The organism is Paucisalibacillus globulus DSM 18846 (assembly GCF_000482485.1).
Classification (GTDB): Bacteria; Bacillota; Bacilli; order Bacillales; family Amphibacillaceae; genus Ornithinibacillus; species Ornithinibacillus globulus.
The window spans coordinates 194,333-212,569 of the sequence record NZ_AXVK01000020.1; the positions used below are offsets into that span (position 1 = coordinate 194,333).

The 18,237-nt window shown below is 33.8% G+C and carries 21 protein-coding genes and 1 riboswitch; of the genes, 12 read left to right on the forward strand and 9 right to left on the reverse strand.

The window, feature by feature from the left end:
- Positions 1–17: 17 nt before the first annotated feature.
- Positions 18–1,130 (reverse strand): glycine cleavage system aminomethyltransferase GcvT, encoded by a 1,113-nt coding sequence (gene gcvT, locus K332_RS0106140; RefSeq protein ID WP_026906679.1) that lies wholly within the window; start codon positions 1,128–1,130, stop codon positions 18–20.
- A 180-nt stretch (positions 1,131–1,310) separates the two neighbouring features.
- A riboswitch (glycine riboswitch) is annotated at positions 1,311–1,410 on the reverse strand.
- Positions 1,411–1,666: 256 nt separating this feature from the next.
- Between gcvT and K332_RS0106145 the strand changes: the two genes are divergently transcribed.
- Together K332_RS0106145 and K332_RS0106150 are read left to right on the forward strand one after the other, a co-directional pair.
- Complete coding sequence (locus K332_RS0106145) at positions 1,667–3,328, forward strand: DEAD/DEAH box helicase (protein WP_026906680.1); 1,662 nt, start codon at positions 1,667–1,669, stop codon at positions 3,326–3,328.
- Entirely contained in the window at positions 3,318–4,094 is a 777-nt protein-coding gene (locus K332_RS0106150) for a YqhG family protein (protein ID WP_026906681.1), read from the forward strand. The genes K332_RS0106145 and K332_RS0106150 overlap by 11 nt, the downstream gene beginning before the upstream one ends.
- Positions 4,095–4,176: 82 nt before the next feature.
- Here the strand turns inward: K332_RS0106150 and K332_RS23550 are convergent, their stop codons facing one another.
- The gene (locus tag K332_RS23550) at positions 4,177–4,371 is read right to left on the reverse strand and encodes a YqzE family protein (RefSeq protein ID WP_281170903.1); all 195 of its coding nucleotides are present in this window, start codon (positions 4,369–4,371) and stop codon (positions 4,177–4,179) included.
- Positions 4,372–4,394: 23 nt separating this feature from the next.
- Positions 4,395–4,910 carry a shikimate kinase gene (locus K332_RS0106160; RefSeq protein WP_026906683.1) on the reverse strand — a complete coding sequence of 172 codons (516 nt, stop codon included), beginning with the start codon at positions 4,908–4,910 and terminating at the stop codon, positions 4,395–4,397.
- A 97-nt stretch (positions 4,911–5,007) separates the two neighbouring features.
- Here K332_RS0106160 and comGA point away from each other — a divergent pair, with 97 nt between their 5' ends.
- From comGA to K332_RS0106200, 8 genes are all read left to right on the forward strand, one after another.
- The gene (comGA, locus tag K332_RS0106165; RefSeq protein ID WP_026906684.1) at positions 5,008–6,021 is read left to right on the forward strand and encodes a competence type IV pilus ATPase ComGA; all 1,014 of its coding nucleotides are present in this window, start codon (positions 5,008–5,010) and stop codon (positions 6,019–6,021) included.
- Positions 5,972–7,024: a type II secretion system F family protein gene (locus K332_RS0106170; RefSeq protein WP_026906685.1), complete on the forward strand. Its 1,053-nt coding sequence runs from the start codon at positions 5,972–5,974 to the stop codon at positions 7,022–7,024. Before comGA ends, K332_RS0106170 begins: the two co-directional genes overlap by 50 nt.
- Before the next feature lie 13 nt (positions 7,025–7,037).
- Positions 7,038–7,349, forward strand: coding sequence for a competence type IV pilus major pilin ComGC (comGC, locus tag K332_RS0106175; RefSeq protein WP_026906686.1), 312 nt, complete (start codon positions 7,038–7,040; stop codon positions 7,347–7,349).
- The gene (gene comGD / locus K332_RS0106180) at positions 7,339–7,770 is read left to right on the forward strand and encodes a competence type IV pilus minor pilin ComGD (RefSeq protein WP_026906687.1); all 432 of its coding nucleotides are present in this window, start codon (positions 7,339–7,341) and stop codon (positions 7,768–7,770) included. Before comGC ends, comGD begins: the two co-directional genes overlap by 11 nt.
- Positions 7,757–8,092, forward strand: coding sequence for a prepilin-type N-terminal cleavage/methylation domain-containing protein (locus K332_RS0106185; protein ID WP_026906688.1), 336 nt, complete (start codon positions 7,757–7,759; stop codon positions 8,090–8,092). Before comGD ends, K332_RS0106185 begins: the two co-directional genes overlap by 14 nt.
- On the forward strand, positions 8,076–8,492 hold the full coding sequence (locus K332_RS0106190) for a ComGF family competence protein (RefSeq protein ID WP_026906689.1): 417 nt from the start codon (positions 8,076–8,078) through the stop codon (positions 8,490–8,492). The genes K332_RS0106185 and K332_RS0106190 overlap by 17 nt, the downstream gene beginning before the upstream one ends.
- Positions 8,464–8,835: a hypothetical protein gene (locus tag K332_RS0106195; protein WP_026906690.1), complete on the forward strand. Its 372-nt coding sequence runs from the start codon at positions 8,464–8,466 to the stop codon at positions 8,833–8,835. Before K332_RS0106190 ends, K332_RS0106195 begins: the two co-directional genes overlap by 29 nt.
- A gap of 137 nt (positions 8,836–8,972) precedes the next feature.
- Positions 8,973–9,215: a DUF2626 domain-containing protein gene (locus K332_RS0106200; RefSeq protein WP_026906691.1), complete on the forward strand. Its 243-nt coding sequence runs from the start codon at positions 8,973–8,975 to the stop codon at positions 9,213–9,215.
- Between the two features lie 53 nt (positions 9,216–9,268).
- On the opposite strand, the gene K332_RS0106205 is transcribed toward K332_RS0106200, so the two are convergent.
- Positions 9,269–9,895, reverse strand: coding sequence for an MBL fold metallo-hydrolase (locus K332_RS0106205; RefSeq protein WP_026906692.1), 627 nt, complete (start codon positions 9,893–9,895; stop codon positions 9,269–9,271).
- A 173-nt stretch (positions 9,896–10,068) separates the two neighbouring features.
- Here K332_RS0106205 and K332_RS21980 point away from each other — a divergent pair, with 173 nt between their 5' ends.
- Positions 10,069–10,254: a DUF2759 family protein gene (locus tag K332_RS21980; protein ID WP_036688208.1), complete on the forward strand. Its 186-nt coding sequence runs from the start codon at positions 10,069–10,071 to the stop codon at positions 10,252–10,254.
- Positions 10,255–10,882: 628 nt separating this feature from the next.
- Here the strand turns inward: K332_RS21980 and K332_RS0106215 are convergent.
- From K332_RS0106215 to K332_RS0106230, 4 genes are all read right to left on the reverse strand, one after another.
- Positions 10,883–12,763, reverse strand: a complete 1,881-nt coding sequence (locus K332_RS0106215; protein ID WP_026906693.1) for an LTA synthase family protein — start codon at positions 12,761–12,763, stop codon at positions 10,883–10,885.
- A gap of 155 nt (positions 12,764–12,918) precedes the next feature.
- The gene (locus K332_RS0106220) at positions 12,919–13,884 is read right to left on the reverse strand and encodes an ROK family glucokinase (protein WP_026906694.1); all 966 of its coding nucleotides are present in this window, start codon (positions 13,882–13,884) and stop codon (positions 12,919–12,921) included.
- Positions 13,884–14,093, reverse strand: a complete 210-nt coding sequence (locus K332_RS0106225) for a YqgQ family protein (RefSeq protein ID WP_026906695.1) — start codon at positions 14,091–14,093, stop codon at positions 13,884–13,886. The genes K332_RS0106220 and K332_RS0106225 overlap by 1 nt, the downstream gene beginning before the upstream one ends.
- 281 nt (positions 14,094–14,374) lie before the next feature.
- On the reverse strand, positions 14,375–15,832 hold the full coding sequence (locus K332_RS0106230) for a spore germination protein (protein WP_026906696.1): 1,458 nt from the start codon (positions 15,830–15,832) through the stop codon (positions 14,375–14,377).
- A 148-nt stretch (positions 15,833–15,980) separates the two neighbouring features.
- Between K332_RS0106230 and K332_RS0106235 the strand changes: the two genes are divergently transcribed.
- The gene (locus tag K332_RS0106235) at positions 15,981–16,337 is read left to right on the forward strand and encodes a hypothetical protein (RefSeq protein ID WP_026906697.1); all 357 of its coding nucleotides are present in this window, start codon (positions 15,981–15,983) and stop codon (positions 16,335–16,337) included.
- A 487-nt stretch (positions 16,338–16,824) separates the two neighbouring features.
- Here the strand turns inward: K332_RS0106235 and K332_RS0106240 are convergent, their stop codons facing one another.
- Complete coding sequence (locus tag K332_RS0106240) at positions 16,825–18,108, reverse strand: IS110 family RNA-guided transposase (protein ID WP_026906195.1); 1,284 nt, start codon at positions 18,106–18,108, stop codon at positions 16,825–16,827.
- Positions 18,109–18,237 lie beyond the last annotated feature (129 nt).

Consider the following 18,237-nt stretch of genomic DNA (forward strand, 5'->3'; position numbering starts at 1 on the left):
CTAATTCCCTCCCCCTTTTAATCCTGCTTCAAGAATGTTCTTGGAATAATTTTAGCACGAAGTCTACGTTTTCTAACTTGTATCTCAAGCTCCGTATCTTCGACTGCATGCTCCGTATTAATTAAAGCTAAACCTATATTTTTTTGTAAGGTAGGTGATTGTGTACCAGAGGTTACAATACCAATTTCTTCCTCACCATGGAATACTTCATAACCATGACGCGGAATACCTTTATCAATCATTTCAATACCAACCAATTTACGTTTTGTCCCATTTTCCACTTGATCTTTTAACACTTCTTTTCCAATAAAATCAGCTTCTTTGTTTACTTTTACAGCAAACTTGAGGCCCGCTTCAATCGGAGAAATAGTAGCAGATAACTCCTGACCATAAAGTGGTAGATTTGCTTCAAAACGAAGGGTATCCCTCGCTCCAAGACCTACTGGCATAAGTCCTTTTTCCTTTCCAGCTTCCAGAATCAAATTCCATAGACTTGGTCCAACTTCTACCGGTATATATATTTCAAAACCATCCTCACCTGTATAACCAGTTCTTGATACAAGTCCTGGTTTATTAATACCAGTAAAAAAGACTTCTTTTTCAAATCGGAAAAATTTAATGGAACCTAAATCTGTTTTTGTTATCGTTTGTAAAATTTCTTCTGCTTTTGGACCTTGTAGTGCTAATTGAGCAAAGTCGGAAGAAACATTTTGGATGGTAACCTCTTCATGGGAATAAAAATTGTTCTTAACCATCCATTCATAATCTTTATCCGTATTTGCTGCATTGACAACTACTAAGTATTCTTTCTCATCAAGCATATAAATTAAAAAATCATCCACCGTTCCACCATCTTCATAACACATAAAAGCATATTGTGCTTTGTTAGGAACCAATTTTGATACATCATTAGTTGTTACATATTGTAGATATTCTAAGCTTTTTGGACCTGTTACTAAGATTTCACCCATATGGGAAACATCAAATAAACCTGCTTTCGTTCTAGTCGTTTCATGTTCTACCTTGATGCTTGAAAATTGTACTGGTAAATCCCATCCACCAAAGTCAATTGTTTTTGCCCCATATTTCTCGTATTCTGGATAGATAGGGGTTCTTTTCAGTTCACTCACAATTTTCCACTCCCTTTTAAATTTTCTAATTTTTAACCATAAAAATAGAGACAGTATATAAGGAATTAAATAACCCTAATCTATACTGCCCCTGTCCTGTAACCAGAAAGTTTAGCATATTCTATGGAAGAAATGCGTGCTTCGTAGGTGGTCTACATCTGTAGACGCTCTCCAGAGGTGCGTCCTACAAGAGTTCTTTTGCCTGAGAGATTCACATTGCAGCTTGCTCCTTCGGCGTTACTTATCATTATAGATAAGTAATCTCTCCCCTTGTAATCATTCGCTTTTATGAAATTCTATCTTTATGGTTATACTATGTATCAAAACTCTTTTATTACAAAGATTTCGCTTACATTATACCACACAACTATTAAAATGTGTCTCTTATATTTAAATTAGCTATTTTCCTAATAAGGTTGTTTAGCGATGATTTTGTTCATCCTACCAAAAGTAATAGGTAATGAATAACAGCCTTTAATGATTAGAACACTTATCTAATATACCAATGGTGAAATTCATGATAAAGGAAGTATGGAATGAAAAATATAGAAATTAAAAAAGACGTAAATTTCATTGAAACATTAGAGGAAAAAATAGACCATGATGGTCCTTTTTCATCTTGGGAGCTTTTTAAAATGGCTTACGATGCAGAGCTTATTACCATAACAAAAGATTTTCATGGTTTAAGAGCTTTAGAGTTTTTACCACATATGAGCTTTCTACCACATCAAATCGAAACGGCAAAACAAGCTATCGAAGAAATGAATGGTCGGGCTATTTTAGCAGATGAAGTAGGATTAGGAAAAACGATTGAAGCCGGATTGATTTTGAAGGAGTATATGATTCGCGGGTTAGCAAAAAAAATACTAATTCTCGTTCCTGCCTCTCTGGTAAATCAATGGGTAAAAGAATTAAATGAAAAATTCTTTATTCCCGCTGCAACGTTTCGTAAAAACTATCCTTGGGATAGCTACGACATAATTGTATCTTCTATTGATACCGCAAAACGCTCACCAAATCGCGAAATAATATTAGAACAACACTATGATTTTATTCTAATTGATGAAGCACATAAAATTAAAAATCATAAGACAAAAAACTATGAATTCGTTCGTGCATTGAAAAAGAAGTACTGTCTTTTACTAACAGCAACACCAGTACAAAATCAATTGATTGAAATATTTAACTTAGTTTCTATTTTAAAACCTGGTCATTTAGGAAACTATGAATCATTTCTCGAAAAGTATGGGAGAGACCGTAAGAAAATTAATCAGGATGCTTATCTAAAACAGCTAGTACAAAAGGTGATGGTACGTAATACAAGAAAAGATACCTCCTTGGATAATGCAAAACGTCATATCGAAACAATTTGGGTTGATTTTACTCCAGAGGAATATGAAGTTTATAACGAGCTAGATAGAACGTTCCAACATGCATCAGCATTTTCCAAAATTACTTTTTTACGTGAGTTATGCTCCTCAAGAGAAGCATGTTACCTTTCCTTACAGAAATATGTTAATGACGAAAAAAACTATGGGCAAGATATATTACAACCGATTATAGATAGAATTGGACAGCTTCCCCATCATGCAAAGGCACAAAAAGTTATTGAGCTTATTAAACAAATTGGGGATGAAAAAGTAATTATTTTCACAGAGTATCGTGCATCACAGTTATATTTACAATGGTATCTACAACAACACGGTATTACCTCAGTCCCTTTTAGAGGTGGATTTAAAAGAGGAAAAAAAGATTGGATGAAACAGCTATTTAAAGATAAAGCACAAGTGCTAATTGCTACAGAAGCTGGTGGGGAGGGAATAAACCTTCAATTTTGTAATTATATGATTAATTACGATTTACCATGGAATCCGATGCGTCTTGAGCAGCGGATTGGACGAATTCATCGTTATGGGCAAGAAAATGATGTTCATATTTATAATTTTGCAATCCGCAATACGCTCGAGGAACACATTATGAAATTACTTTATGAAAAGATTGCCCTTTTCGAAAAAGTAATTGGACATTTAGATGATATATTGGCTGAACTTAACATTAGTAGTTTCGAGGGTGAAGTAAAGGCAATCATGAGCGAGTCACAATCAACTGGGGAAGTTAAAATTAAGCTTGATAATTTAGCTACTATTATTCAAAGCACACAACATGCATGGCAAGAGGAGTCTCAATATGGCAATTAATCTTAATGCATTTTTAGAGAACTATTTCGATGCTCATCACTGTGATATCCTATCAAATCAAAACGGGGTTCTAACAGTACAATTGAATGAAAAAATGGATCGCGCCCTTATGAATCGGCCATTCTACTGGCATTATATTAAGAAAATGGGTAGAGATGGGGATCCAATGAAGTTAACCCTTATAACTAACCAAGATAGTTTAGAGGAAAAAGGAGAGCGAATACACTTTGGAAGCCCTCGCCTACAACAAATTCTTAACCATTTAAAGGAAAATGAACGTTTTACTCGATTATTTCAAGTTATTCACGTGAATCATAATACTGCTCTTCAACCTTGGTTAGTTGTAAATATTAAACTTAGCTATATTGGAAAACATAAGAAGGATGAAGTATTTTCAATCGGGCTAAATTTAATCAATGGAATTATGAAAACAGAAATGATGGAGTCCCTGTACAACAAAGAGTTTGGCATGCAAATATCAGACTTTTGTTATACCATAACACCCATTATTAAGCCTTTGAGTGGCTACAAAAGAATACTTTCTGTTATGGATCAATATATACAAGATTTAGATCATGAATGGGCAAAAGAATCACATGAAGAGTTAGAAATTGAAATAGATATGCTAAAACACTTTTATCAAGGGGCACCTGATGAAGAGTTAGAACAGATGGAGAAAGAATTACAGGATTTAAATGAACGGTATCTACCTAAAATTCATTTAAAAGTTGTCAATGGAGGCATATTTTATTTAAATGGAAATTAGAATTTAAGAGGAGATGTCTCATGGGGGTCTGTTTCCCTAGATACTACATACGGGATTCAGACCCTAGTCCTTTGAGACAATCTCATTCAGCTCGTTTGAAAAATGATTTTATTGCAAAAGGTAATGCACCAAACCATTTGTTCCCTATCGGTGGGTGATGTCGTTGTGCCTTTTGATCTAATTTCCTCTGTATACGCTCATCCTTCGGTAAATCCATATACGACACTACCTGCACCGTCATAAATTTCACATAATCATTTCCTTTTATGAGTATCACCTCTTTTACAAATAAGATTATGTTTATTTTTCACATTCCAATTTCCCTTTATACCTATATATGCTAACAATATTATCAATAATCTCTTCTAGAGAAGAAGCATCACAATCAATTATGTAATCTGCACAACTCTCATACATAACAATCCTTCTAGCATATAATTTTTGATTTTCTTCATCAGCCCGCCATAATGGTCTTGAACTATCGTTTTGTAATCTATTATTTATGAGTCCAAATGATGTATGTAAATAAATGATAATACCTGTCTTCTGCATCCAATTAATATTTTCATCTTTCTCCACTATTCCCCCACCTGTAGAAATAATTGGTGTAATTCCTACATTTTTTAGTGAAATGGTCTCATGTTTACGAAATACTTCTTCTCCCTCATCCTTAAATACACTTGATATTTTTTTATTTAGTTTTTTCTCGACTGTATCATCGATATCTAAATACGCCAAATTCATTTTTTCACTAAGACGCTTAGCTACCGTGGTTTTTCCACTTCCCATAAAGCCAATTAAATAGATATGTTTCACAATTTATCACCTTTTAAAAAAAAAATTAAAAATAAGAAGGAATTAATCACTTTGTGTCGAATGTATAATAAAGACAAATAATAGGAGGTGTTGTCTATTGATTTCAGCAGAAAATCTTTCAGACAAAATCATCGCAGCTGCCATCAACAACATGGCTACCGATATCCACTTTTATCCCTTCCATACAACCACTAACATTTATTTCAGAATTCAAGGTAGACGAAAATTATACAAACAAATTGCTAAGTCCAAATATGAATTACTTCTTACTTATTATAAGTTTACCTCAGGTATGGATATTGGTGAAATAAGAAAACCTCAAAATGGCACATTGCCCTTTCATGTTCATTCCCAAAGTTATTCTTTAAGGTTATCCACCCTTCCAGTTAACCAATTAGAAAGTCTCGCAATCCGTATTCTTCCCGAGCAACAACACCATTCGTTAGAACAACTTTTCCTTTTTAAAAACCAGTTAACTAAATTGAAAAAATGGGTTAATCTTCGTTCCGGGCTTATACTTCTTTCAGGACCTACCGGTAGTGGGAAGACAACAACACTGTATGCACTATTAGAAGAAGTATTAAAAGAAGAATCCTTTCAAACCATCACCCTCGAAGACCCTATTGAAAAAAACATCCAGGATATCTTGCAGGTACAAGTAAATGAAAAAGCTGGAATAACTTATCAAACTGGTCTAAAAGCTGCACTACGACATGATCCCGACATCATTATGGTTGGTGAAATACGTGACCAAGAAACTGCTCAATTTGCATTTGAAGCTTCTTTAACAGGACATCTAGTCTTGAGTACGATACATGCAAAAAATACACAAGGAACCATTCACAGGCTTCAGGATATGGGGATAACAAAAGTAGAACTGGAACAATCACTGATTGGGATTTCTTCTATTCAACTCCTACCACTACTCTCTGGCACACGGAGAGCAGCAATTTTGGAAATATTGGATGGACAATTTTTAAGGCATATCATTAACGGCCAAGAGGTAAATCTAAAACAATCTAAACATTCATTTGATTACATGAGAAAGAAGGCATTACGTTATGGTTTCATTTCAAAAGATACATATGATAGTTTTCAAACAGACGGTTAAAGCTTCTGTTCAATTAAACTTTTTAAAGCGTTTATCAAGATCTCTTTCAAATGGATATACATTATTATCTGCGTTAGATACACTAAAATGGGATAAAAATTTAAGGGATATATCAAACAAAATTATCTTATTATTAAAAGATGGAAAATCATTAGATCAAGCACTTGATGAATTATCCTTTCATCCAATTATTACTACTTACCTATACTTCGCTAAGGAATATGGAGATTTAGAGGCCAGTATTATTAAATGCGTGGAATTATATGAGAAAAGACTAGAATATACAAAGAAGTTCACCCAGGTTGTACGCTACCCCATCATTCTTATAACTGTCTTTTCCTTCGTCTTCTTCTTCATTCAACATTCTGTATTACCAAATCTTCTCATCCTTTTTCAGCAAAATGATCAAAACTCACAAGGATTTTCTGTAGCTATAAATCTAATTTCATTCATCTACTATAGCTTTATCACTCTATTAATTGCTTGCATATTTTTCAAAGTACTTTGGAATTATGTCGAAACAATAGTCCCGTTCCAGATTCAATTAAAAATTTTCGAGTTAATACCATTCTATAGAAGTTATCTCAAGTTAAATACTTCCTTTTTACTTTCTACTCATATTGCAACTTTATTAAAAACAGGATTATCCATTAAAGACGTACTTGCTATTCTATCTAATCAACAGAAGTTACCTATACTCTCACATTATTCAACAATTCTAATGAGAGGACTAAACCAAGGACAATATATTTACGTAATTCTGGATCAATTCACATTTATTAATCCACAATTAGCATCTATATTTCAAAAAAATAGTAATGTTGATTCATTGGAAAAAGATTTAACCACATACGCCACTTTTATTACCGATGAACTAAATCAAAAAATTATGAAAGCTATTACTTATATTCAACCGATATTTTTCATCTTACTCGGTTTTATCATTATCTTAATTTATCTCTCACTCATGTTACCAATGTACCAAATAATCCAAACATTATAAAGGAGCGAATGATATGTTCAAAAATCAGAAGGGGTTCACATTAATTGAAATGCTAGTCGTGTTGATGATTGTTTCCGTGTTAATGATTCTCATCATTCCTAACTTGGGTAGTAAAAGCGAGGATGTTCAAAGCAAAGGCTGTGAGGCATTAGTTTCAGTTGTGCAAGCTCAAGTAGATGCATATTATCTTGAGAACAACAAATTCCCAAAGGATTTACAAGAATTAGTAACTGGAAATTATATAAGAAAAAATCAAACCTATTGTACAACCGAAGAGAACTCATTAGTTTATGACTCAAGTTCTGGCATAGTCAATGTTCCATAAACAACAAGGCTTCACACTTATAGAAGTAATAGTTGCATTTTCCATATTTGCAATATTAATCCTATTAACTGTACCAAGTACCTATTCATTGTTAGAGAAAAAGACAGAGGAAAAAATACTTAAACTATTTCAATATGATATTTTATATCTTCAAAATAAATCCATGGCAAATGGAGCTCAGGATTATTTACGGCTGGAGTTAAATCAAGATAGCTATACCATCACTGACACCAAGAATGAATTGGTTGTAAGAGAGCTTCCCCATGGGTGGGAAATAGATCCACGTAATTTAAAAACAATCTCATTTAATCATAATGGAACGATTCGATTTGCTGGGACAATAGAAATTCTGTCGCCAAAGAATAGATATACAGTAACTTTCCCTATAGGTAAAGGTCGTGGTTATATTGAAAAACGATAAGGGATTTACCTTTACAGAGGCATTAGTTTCCTTAGCAGTGTTAATGATAATAAGTACATCAATCATCCCACTTTCATCCTTTGTACTCCAAGAAAAAAAAGCACTTAGTCAAAAAAGAATTATCACCTACAAACTCCATGATGAATTACAGTCTTTTTTGCATGATGATTTTTCCCCTAATTCCTTTAAAGAAACTATTGAATCAGCTAATGTCATATTCACATTTAAAGAAACAGATGATCAATTCATTCAAGGCTGTGCAGTTTATAAAAATATAATGAATAGAAAAGAAGAGGTTTGTTTATATGGTATATCGGAATAGTGAACAAGGTTTTACTTTTAGCTCATTGTTATTTACCCTCACAGTTCTAATGATTTGTATTCCTCTCCACGGAGCCATCTTCAAGACACTTAAGGAAAATTCCTATTACGATGAAATTTCGATTCAACAAGTCTTTCATTTCATCCAACAAGAGGTTGTCAAATCAAAAGGGTATAGGATAGACCACGATAAGATTATTCTAATAATGAACAGTGATGAAATTGTAACTATTGGAAAATATGGTAGTCTAATTAGAAGGCAAGTAGATGGTCAAGGTCATGAAATATATTTGAGGGACATCCAGGACTTTCAGGTTCAATTATTAGAATACGGATTCAAGATCTATATCCGCTCACCGAAGGGAGAGGAATATGAAAAAACAATTACATTCTACGACTAAGGAAAAAGGATTCATCCTCCCTTCCGTTCTTTTCCTAACTACTATTGTATTACTTTATTTTTCTTCAAGTTTAATTACCTATAAACATGATATTCAGATAACACATAATATGGTGGAGCAAGTAAAAAGTCAGTCATTATTTCAAATGGCTTATGCGCGGTATAAAAAAGACTATCTAATACAAAATATAATCGAGGAAAATGTTACTTACTCTTTCCCAATTGGAAATGTAATAGTGAATACTACTTCAACCGATAAAATAATCCAATTAGAGTTTATAATTCAAACAGATAATGATTTTCCTTACACTGTCACAAAATTGTCAAATAGCTTATCGAACTAAAATAGCTTTAAACTAATGGAAAATAATGCACTTTCCTATTTTTGACTAAATTTCAAACTAAAATTATGTTTCATTTACATTATTCTATTAGTTGTATATAATAACAATGATGACGTCACCGAAAAGGAGGGGAAATGATGGACAGAATGTTTCGCGTCCTTGCCTTTTGGACGGGTATCTTTACAGTAATGTTTTTTGTTGGCGATATGCAAAACACTGCAATACTGTTCCTAGTTCAAACGGTATTTTTCCTAACAGTAAGTTATTTAAAATTATCTGAGCGTATGTACATGTACTTGTTCGGAGCTTATTGTACTGTTTTCATGATAGGTTTTACATGGTATTCAGAATTTATTTTAGTGCCAGGTTTCGGGCATTAAAAAAGACAAAAACCCTGCTTACATACTTTTTAACCGCAGGGTTTTTGTTTTGTCTAATTTTCTGGTACAAAAGGATTCAACTGCTTTTCTTCTCCAATTGTTGTTTCAGGTCCGTGACCCGGAAAAACTTTTATGTCATGTTCTAGTTGGTATAGTTTATTTCGAATGGAATCCTGAATGACAACGTAGTCTCCTCCAGGTAAGTCTGTTCTTCCAATTCCACGCTTAAATAAGACATCCCCACTAATAATCAACTTTTCTTGATGCATGAGAAAACTAACACTTCCCGGGGAATGTCCAGGAGTATGAAATACTTCAAACTTAAAAGATTCAAGCATTAATGGACCCGATTCTAATAAAACATCTGGAGCGGATGTCACTATTTCCTCACCAATAAATAATAAAGAACCATTTAAACTAGGATTTTCTAACCATAATTTCTCATCTTTATGCATGTACACTTTAATATCATAAGAATTACGTAATAAATCAACAGCACCTATATGATCAAAATGGGCATGCGTTAACAGAATAGCGAGTGGCTGAAGCTTGTTAGTAGATAACCATTTCATTACCTTTTCCCCTTCAGCTCCAGGATCTATAATAACTGCTTTGTTTCCTTTATATAAAATATAACAATTTGTACCTAAAGGACCCAAAGAAAAACTCTTGATATTCAATATTTCACCTCATTTCAGATTGATTTTGAAGAAATTAGTAATATTACATGATTTCCTCGACAAAACCTACATTTTATACTAGAATAAATGTGTTAGTAAGATACATATTAATATAAAGGCTTTTATAAGACAACAATGATTAATTGTAAGAAGCGTAAGGAGGTCAATACAAAATGCCAACATCTCATATTGTAATAGGTATTCTATTTTTAATTGTTACAATTGTAGCGATTGTATCAGTTGTTCGCCAACTAAAGATTAGAAATTATTTTGCACTTCTATTTTCTGTTATAACAGTTCTTGTATTTGGATTTTTCTCTATAAGAACAATAATTTCTATTCTTACAGAATCCTTATAATAAAAAGCTGCTCAATGTTTTGAGCAGCTTTTTATTTTTTCGTTAGAAATCATTAATTACTTAGGCTGCTTTCATAATGTTTGTTATCCTTTTAGTTTAAGTGGTTGAAGGAAACTGCGCGGTAACTACTTATTTGATGTTGAGCAACGCACCCGCGGGGGAAATACACTTCGCTTTCCGTGGGCGGCTGGAGAGCCTCCTCATTCCTTCGTCGTTGCGGGGTCTCACCTAGACCTGTCCTCCCACAGGAGTCTCCGTATATTTCCCCCGCTGATGAAGTTTTGAATTAGAATGACAGCACTTATTACTGAAAATATGTGATAAAACAATCAATATTTAGAAAAACCAAACTAGCGCAGGCAGAATACGTAGACTCCTGCGGGAACAGCACGTGTCCGAAGACCCCGCAGCGGCGAACTTTCCGCGAGGAGGCTGAGGCCGTGCCCGCGAAAAGCGAAGTATTCTGCCGGAGCGATGTCATCGCACAAACTTTCACTAAGTAAGAATCAAGAAAGATTGTTACCGCGCAGTCTATTCAAATTGTGTTAAAATATATTGTTGAAAACAGCTATTCTTATATGCAGTATTAGAAAAAAACGATCTGCGCTAGCAAATCGTTTTTTACTATTTAATATTTTTCTTTAAATTCAACAAACCGGAATAAATCACCATAAATAATATCATCTGAATAACCAAGTTCTTTTTTTACAGTTTCACTTAACACTGTACAAGATTCTGAAGTTGCTTCGTCTAAAACTTCTCCACTATTAAAGTCATAACAACTTTCATTTGTATAGATAAAGTCCTCTGTAATGAAATCACCATTTCTTAATGCAATGTAGTCTTTTCGATTTTCATTAAATAAATCATTACCAAAATAGATATCACTTTCCACTTCAATTCCTAGCAAATTAAGAATTGTAGGTTTCATATCTATTTGACCTGATATAGTAGATTTTGTTTCTCCCTTGCCATGTCCGGGTATATGAATAAATAAAGGTACACGCTGTAATTGAACATGATCGTAAGGTGTAATTTCCTCTTTATCAAGGTATAAACTCATTGCTTTATTATGGTTTGAACTTATTCCATAATGGTCACCCATAATAACAATAATCGAATCTTCATAAATACCAGCATCTTTTAACTGATTAAAGAAAAACTCAAGGGATTCGTCCATATACCTAACTGTTGGAAAATAGTTATTTAATGTATTGGAATTTGAATCAAAACGATCAATTGATTTATCTTTTTCATCAAGTTCAAAAGGAAAATGATTTGTTAAGGTAATAAACTTCGCATAATAAGGCTCTTTTAAGGTTTTTAAATATTTCATTGATTGCTCAAAAAAAGGTTTATCCTTTAATCCCCAACCTATTTTGTTACTCTCATTTACTTCATAAGCCTCCACATCATAGAAATAATCAAAACCTATATTTGGATACATTTGATCACGATTGTAGAAACTATCATTATTTGCATGAAACATTGTCGTATAATAACCTTCATTACCCAGAATTTCTGGAAGTGCATGATAGTCATTTTGTGCATGGGTATAAAAAACTGCTCCTCTTGGTAATGGATATAAAGAGTTTTCTACTAAAAACTCCGAATCAGAAGTTTTACCCTGTTCTGTTTGGTGATAGAAGTTTTCGAAATAGTAAGTGTCCTCATCTTCTACTAAACTATTTAAAAATGGAGTAACTTCTTGACCATTCACTGTATTATTAATGACGAAACTTTGTAATGATTCAGCAGAAATAAATATGACATTCTTTCCTTCTGCAACACCAAATAAATCCGACTTACCATTTTGATCAATTTCTGTATCAATATATTCTTTAATTGCTGGTAATTCACTGCCATCAGCAAAAACATGTTGTGTTTTAACTTTTGAATGAAGAACTGCATCATAAACATGATAATTAAATAACCCAATATATTTGACTAGGTATTCTCGATCGAATGCTCGAGTAAATAATTGCGGTCTTTCCATTTCAGCTAAGAAAAAGTTGCCTACCATTAGTGCTAGAGAAAGAGCTAATGCAAATACCTTACCGCTTCTTGGATAATTTGTTACCACTGTTTTCTGACGTTTTTTACTTAGATACCAAATTGCAACTACATCAGCAAATAGTAATATATCGTATACTTTTATCAGTGATAAAATACTCGATCCTAAATCACCTGCATTACCACCCTGCATTAGTTGTGGAATAGTAATGAAGTCAGAAAATGAACGATAGAATACTAGATTTGCGTAAATAATCAGTGTTCCGATTAATACAGTATATCGTAAATATTTCATTTGTCTTTCAGGTTTCCTAATCCATACACTTAAAGCAAATATTAAGAAAGCCGACACAAATGGGTTAATAAAGAGAATAAACTCTTGCATTGTGTTTTCCAGTTCAAGACTAAATAAAAATCGATATACAAAATAAGTTTTAATTCCAAACAATATCGTCGTTGTGACATATAAAGGAAGCTTGAGTCCTCTTATATTCATAACATTTCCTCCTAAGAAACTACTGCTTTAATATATGTTTATTTATGCACATAGTAACGGCATATATGACAAACAGAAAAAACATACTATATAATAAGACGATTTAAAATACAAAAAGGTTTCAAACATTTAACATTTAGTAGGAGAAAAATTATTTATTCTATTATATTCTTCTTCACTAAGTAGGCTGCACCAATAATTCCAGCATCATTTCCTAACTCAGCAATTCTTAATTCACATGCCTCTCTCACTCTAGGCAAAGCATATTTTGTAAAGTATTTATTAATTGGTTGTAATAATTGATTGCCTGCCTTAGACACGCCTCCACCAATTAAAATTTTAGAAGGATTCAATGTTGTAGTTAAATTAGCTAATGCGAAACCAATAACATTGGCTGTATGGGAAACAATTTGCTCACTATCCTCATCGCCAAGGGCAGCGAGTTCAAATACATCTTTTGATGTAATGGTATTATTTTTCTGATAGATAGTCGCCAACTTACTTGTAGGTTTATCTTCAATAAGCTTTATTGCTTGTCGTGCAATCCCAGTTGCCGATGCAATTGTTTCCAAACAACCTTTCCGCCCACAATTACAAAGATATCCATTTAAATCTACTGTAATATGTCCTATTTCTCCTGCTGTTCCGTTTGTACCATTTAAAATCTTTCCACCTGCGATGATACCACCGCCAACTCCAGTACCAAGTGTAACAGCAATTACATCATTTGCTTGCTTACCGGCACCCAACCAGTTCTCCCCAATTACCGCGATATTGGCATCATTCTCAATAAAAACTGGTAAACCAGATTTATTAGACATATATTCTGAGAGATTAAAATTTCTCCACCCTAGATTTACTGCCTCATATACATACCCATTTTCGCCATCAATAAAACCGGGAGCACCAATTCCTATTCCAAGTACTTGATCTTGTTCCATGGATAGATCATTTAAAGTAGCTTTTACAGAATCCCATATATCATCGATAACTTTACCACCATCTTCTGATTTTCTAGTTTCAATTTCCCATTTTTTGATAATCTCGCCATCATCTTTTAGGAGGCCAATTTTAACCGTAGTACCCCCTATATCTACTCCAACTATAATATTTTTATTCATCATTTCTCACCTTTTTCAGTATTAAGTCTGTTCATTTCTCTTCGCAGGATCAATAGAGCTAAACGATAGTCATCAACATCAATGAATCCAAATTTATATAACTCTGTGATTTCACTTTGCATCAATTCCATATCGCTAAGCCTATTTCCGGTATAAATAAAAGTTCCAAATCTTTTTAATATCTGTTGCACATCATAAACTGTATTCATAAAATCACCAAATTATATTATACCAAACTTTGTTAAAAACCTGAAAGCAATTATTTCGATACAAAAGGACTTTTCTTGCACTGAATGAAATCAATCAACACTAGGGACTCCTTTAAAATTAAAAAACAGCCTTTTAAAGATAAGGCTGTTTTCAAAAAGATCGTTGTTCATTACATAATTTGTATAAAGCACTCTTATTACTGGACAGTTTCCATCAACCCCGAATAGTATCAAAACAATAATCTTTTAAAAAAACATCCCACAAAAAAAGACCCTAATCATTATCGATCAGGGTCTTGTGGGTGTAATACCTTTGGTCTTTGTCTTTTGAGTGGGATAGGCGTACGAATGAATACATCCCTGAATGCACGGAATGAAAATGGTAGAACCGGCCAAAAGTAAGGAATCTCAAATGACTTCATGCGGACGGTATATAAAATCCAAAGCATTGTACCTACCATATAGCCTATAACACCAAAGGCAGCTGTGGTTAACAGCAAGAATAGTCGTACAATACGATTGGCTAGACTCATTTCATAGCTTGGTGTAGCATAAGTACCAATTGCTGCAACAGCTAAATATAAAATTACCTCATAAGAGAATAAGCCCACTTCAATTGCCACCTGGCCTATTAAGATAGCAGCCACAAGACCAATAGCAGTAGCTAAGGATGTTGGTGTATGTATGGCAGCCATCCTTAACATATCAATTCCAATTTCAGCAATGAGAAATTGAAGCAAAATCGGTATGGCCCCTAATTCATTCGGTCCAATAAACTCCAAACCCTCTGGTAAAAGCTCAGGATTTACAGAAAATAAATAGTACAGTGGCAATATAAAGATAGATGCCCAAACAGCAATAAATCTTACCAATCTTAAATAAGCTCCAATAATTGGCTTTTGTCGATATTCTTCTGCATGTTGTAAATGATGCCAATAGGTTGTAGGTGTAATCATTACACTTGGTGAACCATCAATGATAATCAATACATGCCCTTCATAAAGATGTGAAGCTGCAGTGTCAGGTCTTTCTGTATATCTTACAGTTGGAAATGGGTTCCAGTGCCTACCGCTTATATATTCTTCTACAGTCTTTTCTGCCATTGGTAGCCCGTCCGTATCAATTTCTTTTAATTTGTTTTTTAAGTCTTCAACCCTGCTTTGATCTGCAATATCTTCTATATAACAGATACAGATATCTGTTAACGATCTCCTACCAATCTGCATATACTCCATCCTTAGTGAACGGTCTCTAACCCTTCTTCTAGTTAAAGCAGTATTAAATACAATAGTTTCCACATAACCGTCCCTTGATCCTCTTACAACCCTTTCTAAATCAGGCTCTCCTGGCGATCGTACAGGATAAGTTCTAGCATCAATTATAATTACCTTATTGACACCTTCAACAAGTAGTGCGGTCGGTCCACCTAATATTGTATCTGCAGCCTGATTCAAATCATCTACTTGATCTAATTCGATATAAGGCAAATATCGTTTTAATAGTTTAGTTAAAGCATCCGGCTCCAAATGGGATGGTTCAAGTTTAGCCAAAAACTTCATTAGTAAATGAAGAATATCATCCTTAGCAAACCCATCAATAAAGAACATAGACATTTTTCTACCTGCATATTCTAAGTCCAGATTCACTAAGTCAAAGCTTTTATCTACTTGTAACCTTTCTTTCATATAAGAGTTATTTTCTTCATAGGTTGAAAATAGTGGCTGTTTTTCTTTTTCCATAATTCCTCCAAATAATACTATCACTCAATATTCTAGTTTCTGCATAACCTTCAATTCTATGCAAAAGCCACTATACATAAACTAGCAGTTTATAGCATATAAATGAACAAACTATTATTTCTACTAAACGTCAGTAAGGGTGAATTTGATGAAGAAAATAGTTATTTTTCTATTGTTTGTACTACTTACTACCATAGGTGTTTTCTTCGTAAAAGATAAGAGTAGTTCACCAACAATTACTTATTTCCCCATTGATTATGGGGAAAACGTTGAATATGCTAGGACCCTTCTTTCACTCTCTAATAGGAATGAAAAAGATCATTACGATATAACCTGGCAAGTTGAATCAAAGACGGAAATACCGATGTATATAAGACAAGATGTGTCTCTTCTCTTTAGTAATGGAGAACTACAAGGGATGCGAAGTAGATGGAGAGAAAATACGGATTCGATTTCTTTCACTGAAGAAATAATAAGTAATATTAGAAAAACTCGCATTCGCTAGTCCTTTTGCGAATGTGTTAGTTTTTCTTATGTCGGCGGAAAGTTTTTTATACTCCCTCTATATACTAACGTTTTCTCTTGTTTTCTTCGTTTTTCTTAGAATTTCATTTTAATTAAAAGAGATTATTAACTTTTTTATTTAAACTTACCAAAGAATATATAGCGATTATGCGAAAAAAGGTGTACGTAATAAGCCATTCTTTTCTTTTTCAAAAAAATGGAAATCTATTGTGTTATGATCGCACAATTAATCCCACAATACTCATAGCGACAAACCCTCCCACATCTCACTGCGTCAAATTGCGCATACATTCCTTCGTTCGGTCTATCCATGAAGTGGGGTCGGCAATGCTTTCCTCCAGGGTCATTGCCCGCTAGTATAAATATTTGCCGACTGCTCCGTGCTTCAGATGTTGTTATTTACCCTATATAAATTTAAATGAAATTTGAAAAACTTTTAAAATCAGGAGTAACGCGTTAATTTTTAGTTAAGCTGCATTCTGCAAGCTAAAATGCGGTATATCATTCATCATTTTTTCCGGACTAAATGCCACTTGCTTTTTTCCTACGGTAAACAAAATTCGAATCAACTTGCAACACAATGCAATTAATGATTGTTTCTTCTTCAAAGGATTTTCTTTTCTTGTTGTAAAATATTCATGTAATGCCTTAAATGCGGGGTTGTGATTCACTAATGGCAGAATGACCTTATACAACAGAGCACGTAGTTTTGGTCGCCCTCTTTTGGTGATTATCGTTCTGCCTTTCCATTTTCCAGAAGTGGCCAGCTTTAAATTCAATCCTGCTAATTTAACAATTTGTTCCGGATGACTATAGTTATTTAGATCGCCTACTTCTGCCAAAAATGCAGCGACTGTAATGTCCCCTACACCTTTTATGTCTACCATTTCCTTTACACCAGGAATCGTTCTAGTAAGTCCCTCAATCATTTCCCACATTTCACGAATCTTTTCATGAAGAAGGACATATTGAGCCATTAGGGTTTTGATTTTGAACCTTGCCATCGTTTTACCTTCTAGAATTCCGATAGAATGACGAGCTATTTCTTTTAATTGTCGTACCTTTTTCAATCCAACTCCTCTTTTAACCTCTTTACGGATTTCTTGAAGAATGGTTATTTCATCTGTTTCTACTATTTCATCAGGAAACAAACCCATCTTTAAAACTTGCAAGGATGATTGGCCTTCCCAGTTCGCAAAGACAGTTGTATATTCTGGAAAATACCTGTCTATCCATTGGTGGACGCGTCCTTGTACTGCTTGAAGATCTTTCATTAATTGATCATACATATTCATGCCTTCTCGAAGTTCTGCGTAAATTCCTTCTGGTAAATTCGGTTCAGAATAACGGCCATCTTGGACTAAACGTGAAATAACCCTGGCATCTTTTACGTCATTTTTGGTAGGAGAATTATCATCCAGCTCTTTTGATTTTTTCACATGAGCTGGATTTACGACAACAACCCTTTGGTGTTTCTCTTTTAACCAGTAAGCAAGTGGTAACCAATAATGGCCAGTAGGCTCCATACCAATAGTTCTATTACTCTTATAGTGTTCTGTGGATAATTCATCCATCCACAACATAAAACGTTGAAAACCTTCAAAATTATTTTCAAAGTATATAGCTTTCCCAAATTGAATCCCTCGATTATCTTGGGCACGGGCAACATGCCTCTCTTTAGCAATGTCAACCCCAACAATCAAAGTTTCTTCCGTTAGTTGATTAATCTTTTCATTTTGTTTATAATTCATGATAGTCCTCCTTGGTTTATTTAAGGGTCCATTTTTGCTGAACAGCTGTGGACACCTCGTATCATACCAAGGGGGCTTTTTTTGTACAACCTTCATTTTGCTTTATTACAGGAATGCTTTCCTAACTAC

Bases quoted from the DNA above. Each gene is read 5' to 3' on its own strand.
- K332_RS0106225 (WP_026906695.1), bottom strand. From the start codon at position 14,093: ATGAATACAGTTTATGATGTGCAACAGATATTAAAAAGATTTGGAACT.
- K332_RS21980 (WP_036688208.1), top strand. From the start codon at position 10,069: ATGCCAACATCTCATATTGTAATAGGTATTCTATTTTTAATTGTTACA.
- K332_RS0106200 (WP_026906691.1), top strand. From the start codon at position 8,973: ATGGACAGAATGTTTCGCGTCCTTGCCTTTTGGACGGGTATCTTTACA.
- comGD (WP_026906687.1), top strand. From the start codon at position 7,339: ATGTTCCATAAACAACAAGGCTTCACACTTATAGAAGTAATAGTTGCA.
- comGC (WP_026906686.1), top strand. From the start codon at position 7,038: ATGTTCAAAAATCAGAAGGGGTTCACATTAATTGAAATGCTAGTCGTG.
- K332_RS0106195 (WP_026906690.1), top strand. From the start codon at position 8,464: ATGAAAAAACAATTACATTCTACGACTAAGGAAAAAGGATTCATCCTC.
- K332_RS0106240 (WP_026906195.1), bottom strand. From the start codon at position 18,108: ATGAATTATAAACAAAATGAAAAGATTAATCAACTAACGGAAGAAACT.
- K332_RS0106145 (WP_026906680.1), top strand. From the start codon at position 1,667: ATGAAAAATATAGAAATTAAAAAAGACGTAAATTTCATTGAAACATTA.
- K332_RS0106230 (WP_026906696.1), bottom strand. From the start codon at position 15,832: ATGGAAAAAGAAAAACAGCCACTATTTTCAACCTATGAAGAAAATAAC.
- K332_RS0106190 (WP_026906689.1), top strand. From the start codon at position 8,076: ATGGTATATCGGAATAGTGAACAAGGTTTTACTTTTAGCTCATTGTTA.
- K332_RS0106215 (WP_026906693.1), bottom strand. From the start codon at position 12,763: ATGAATATAAGAGGACTCAAGCTTCCTTTATATGTCACAACGACGATA.
- K332_RS0106170 (WP_026906685.1), top strand. From the start codon at position 5,972: ATGGTTTCATTTCAAAAGATACATATGATAGTTTTCAAACAGACGGTT.
- K332_RS0106150 (WP_026906681.1), top strand. From the start codon at position 3,318: ATGGCAATTAATCTTAATGCATTTTTAGAGAACTATTTCGATGCTCAT.
- K332_RS0106235 (WP_026906697.1), top strand. From the start codon at position 15,981: ATGAAGAAAATAGTTATTTTTCTATTGTTTGTACTACTTACTACCATA.
- K332_RS0106220 (WP_026906694.1), bottom strand. From the start codon at position 13,884: ATGAATAAAAATATTATAGTTGGAGTAGATATAGGGGGTACTACGGTT.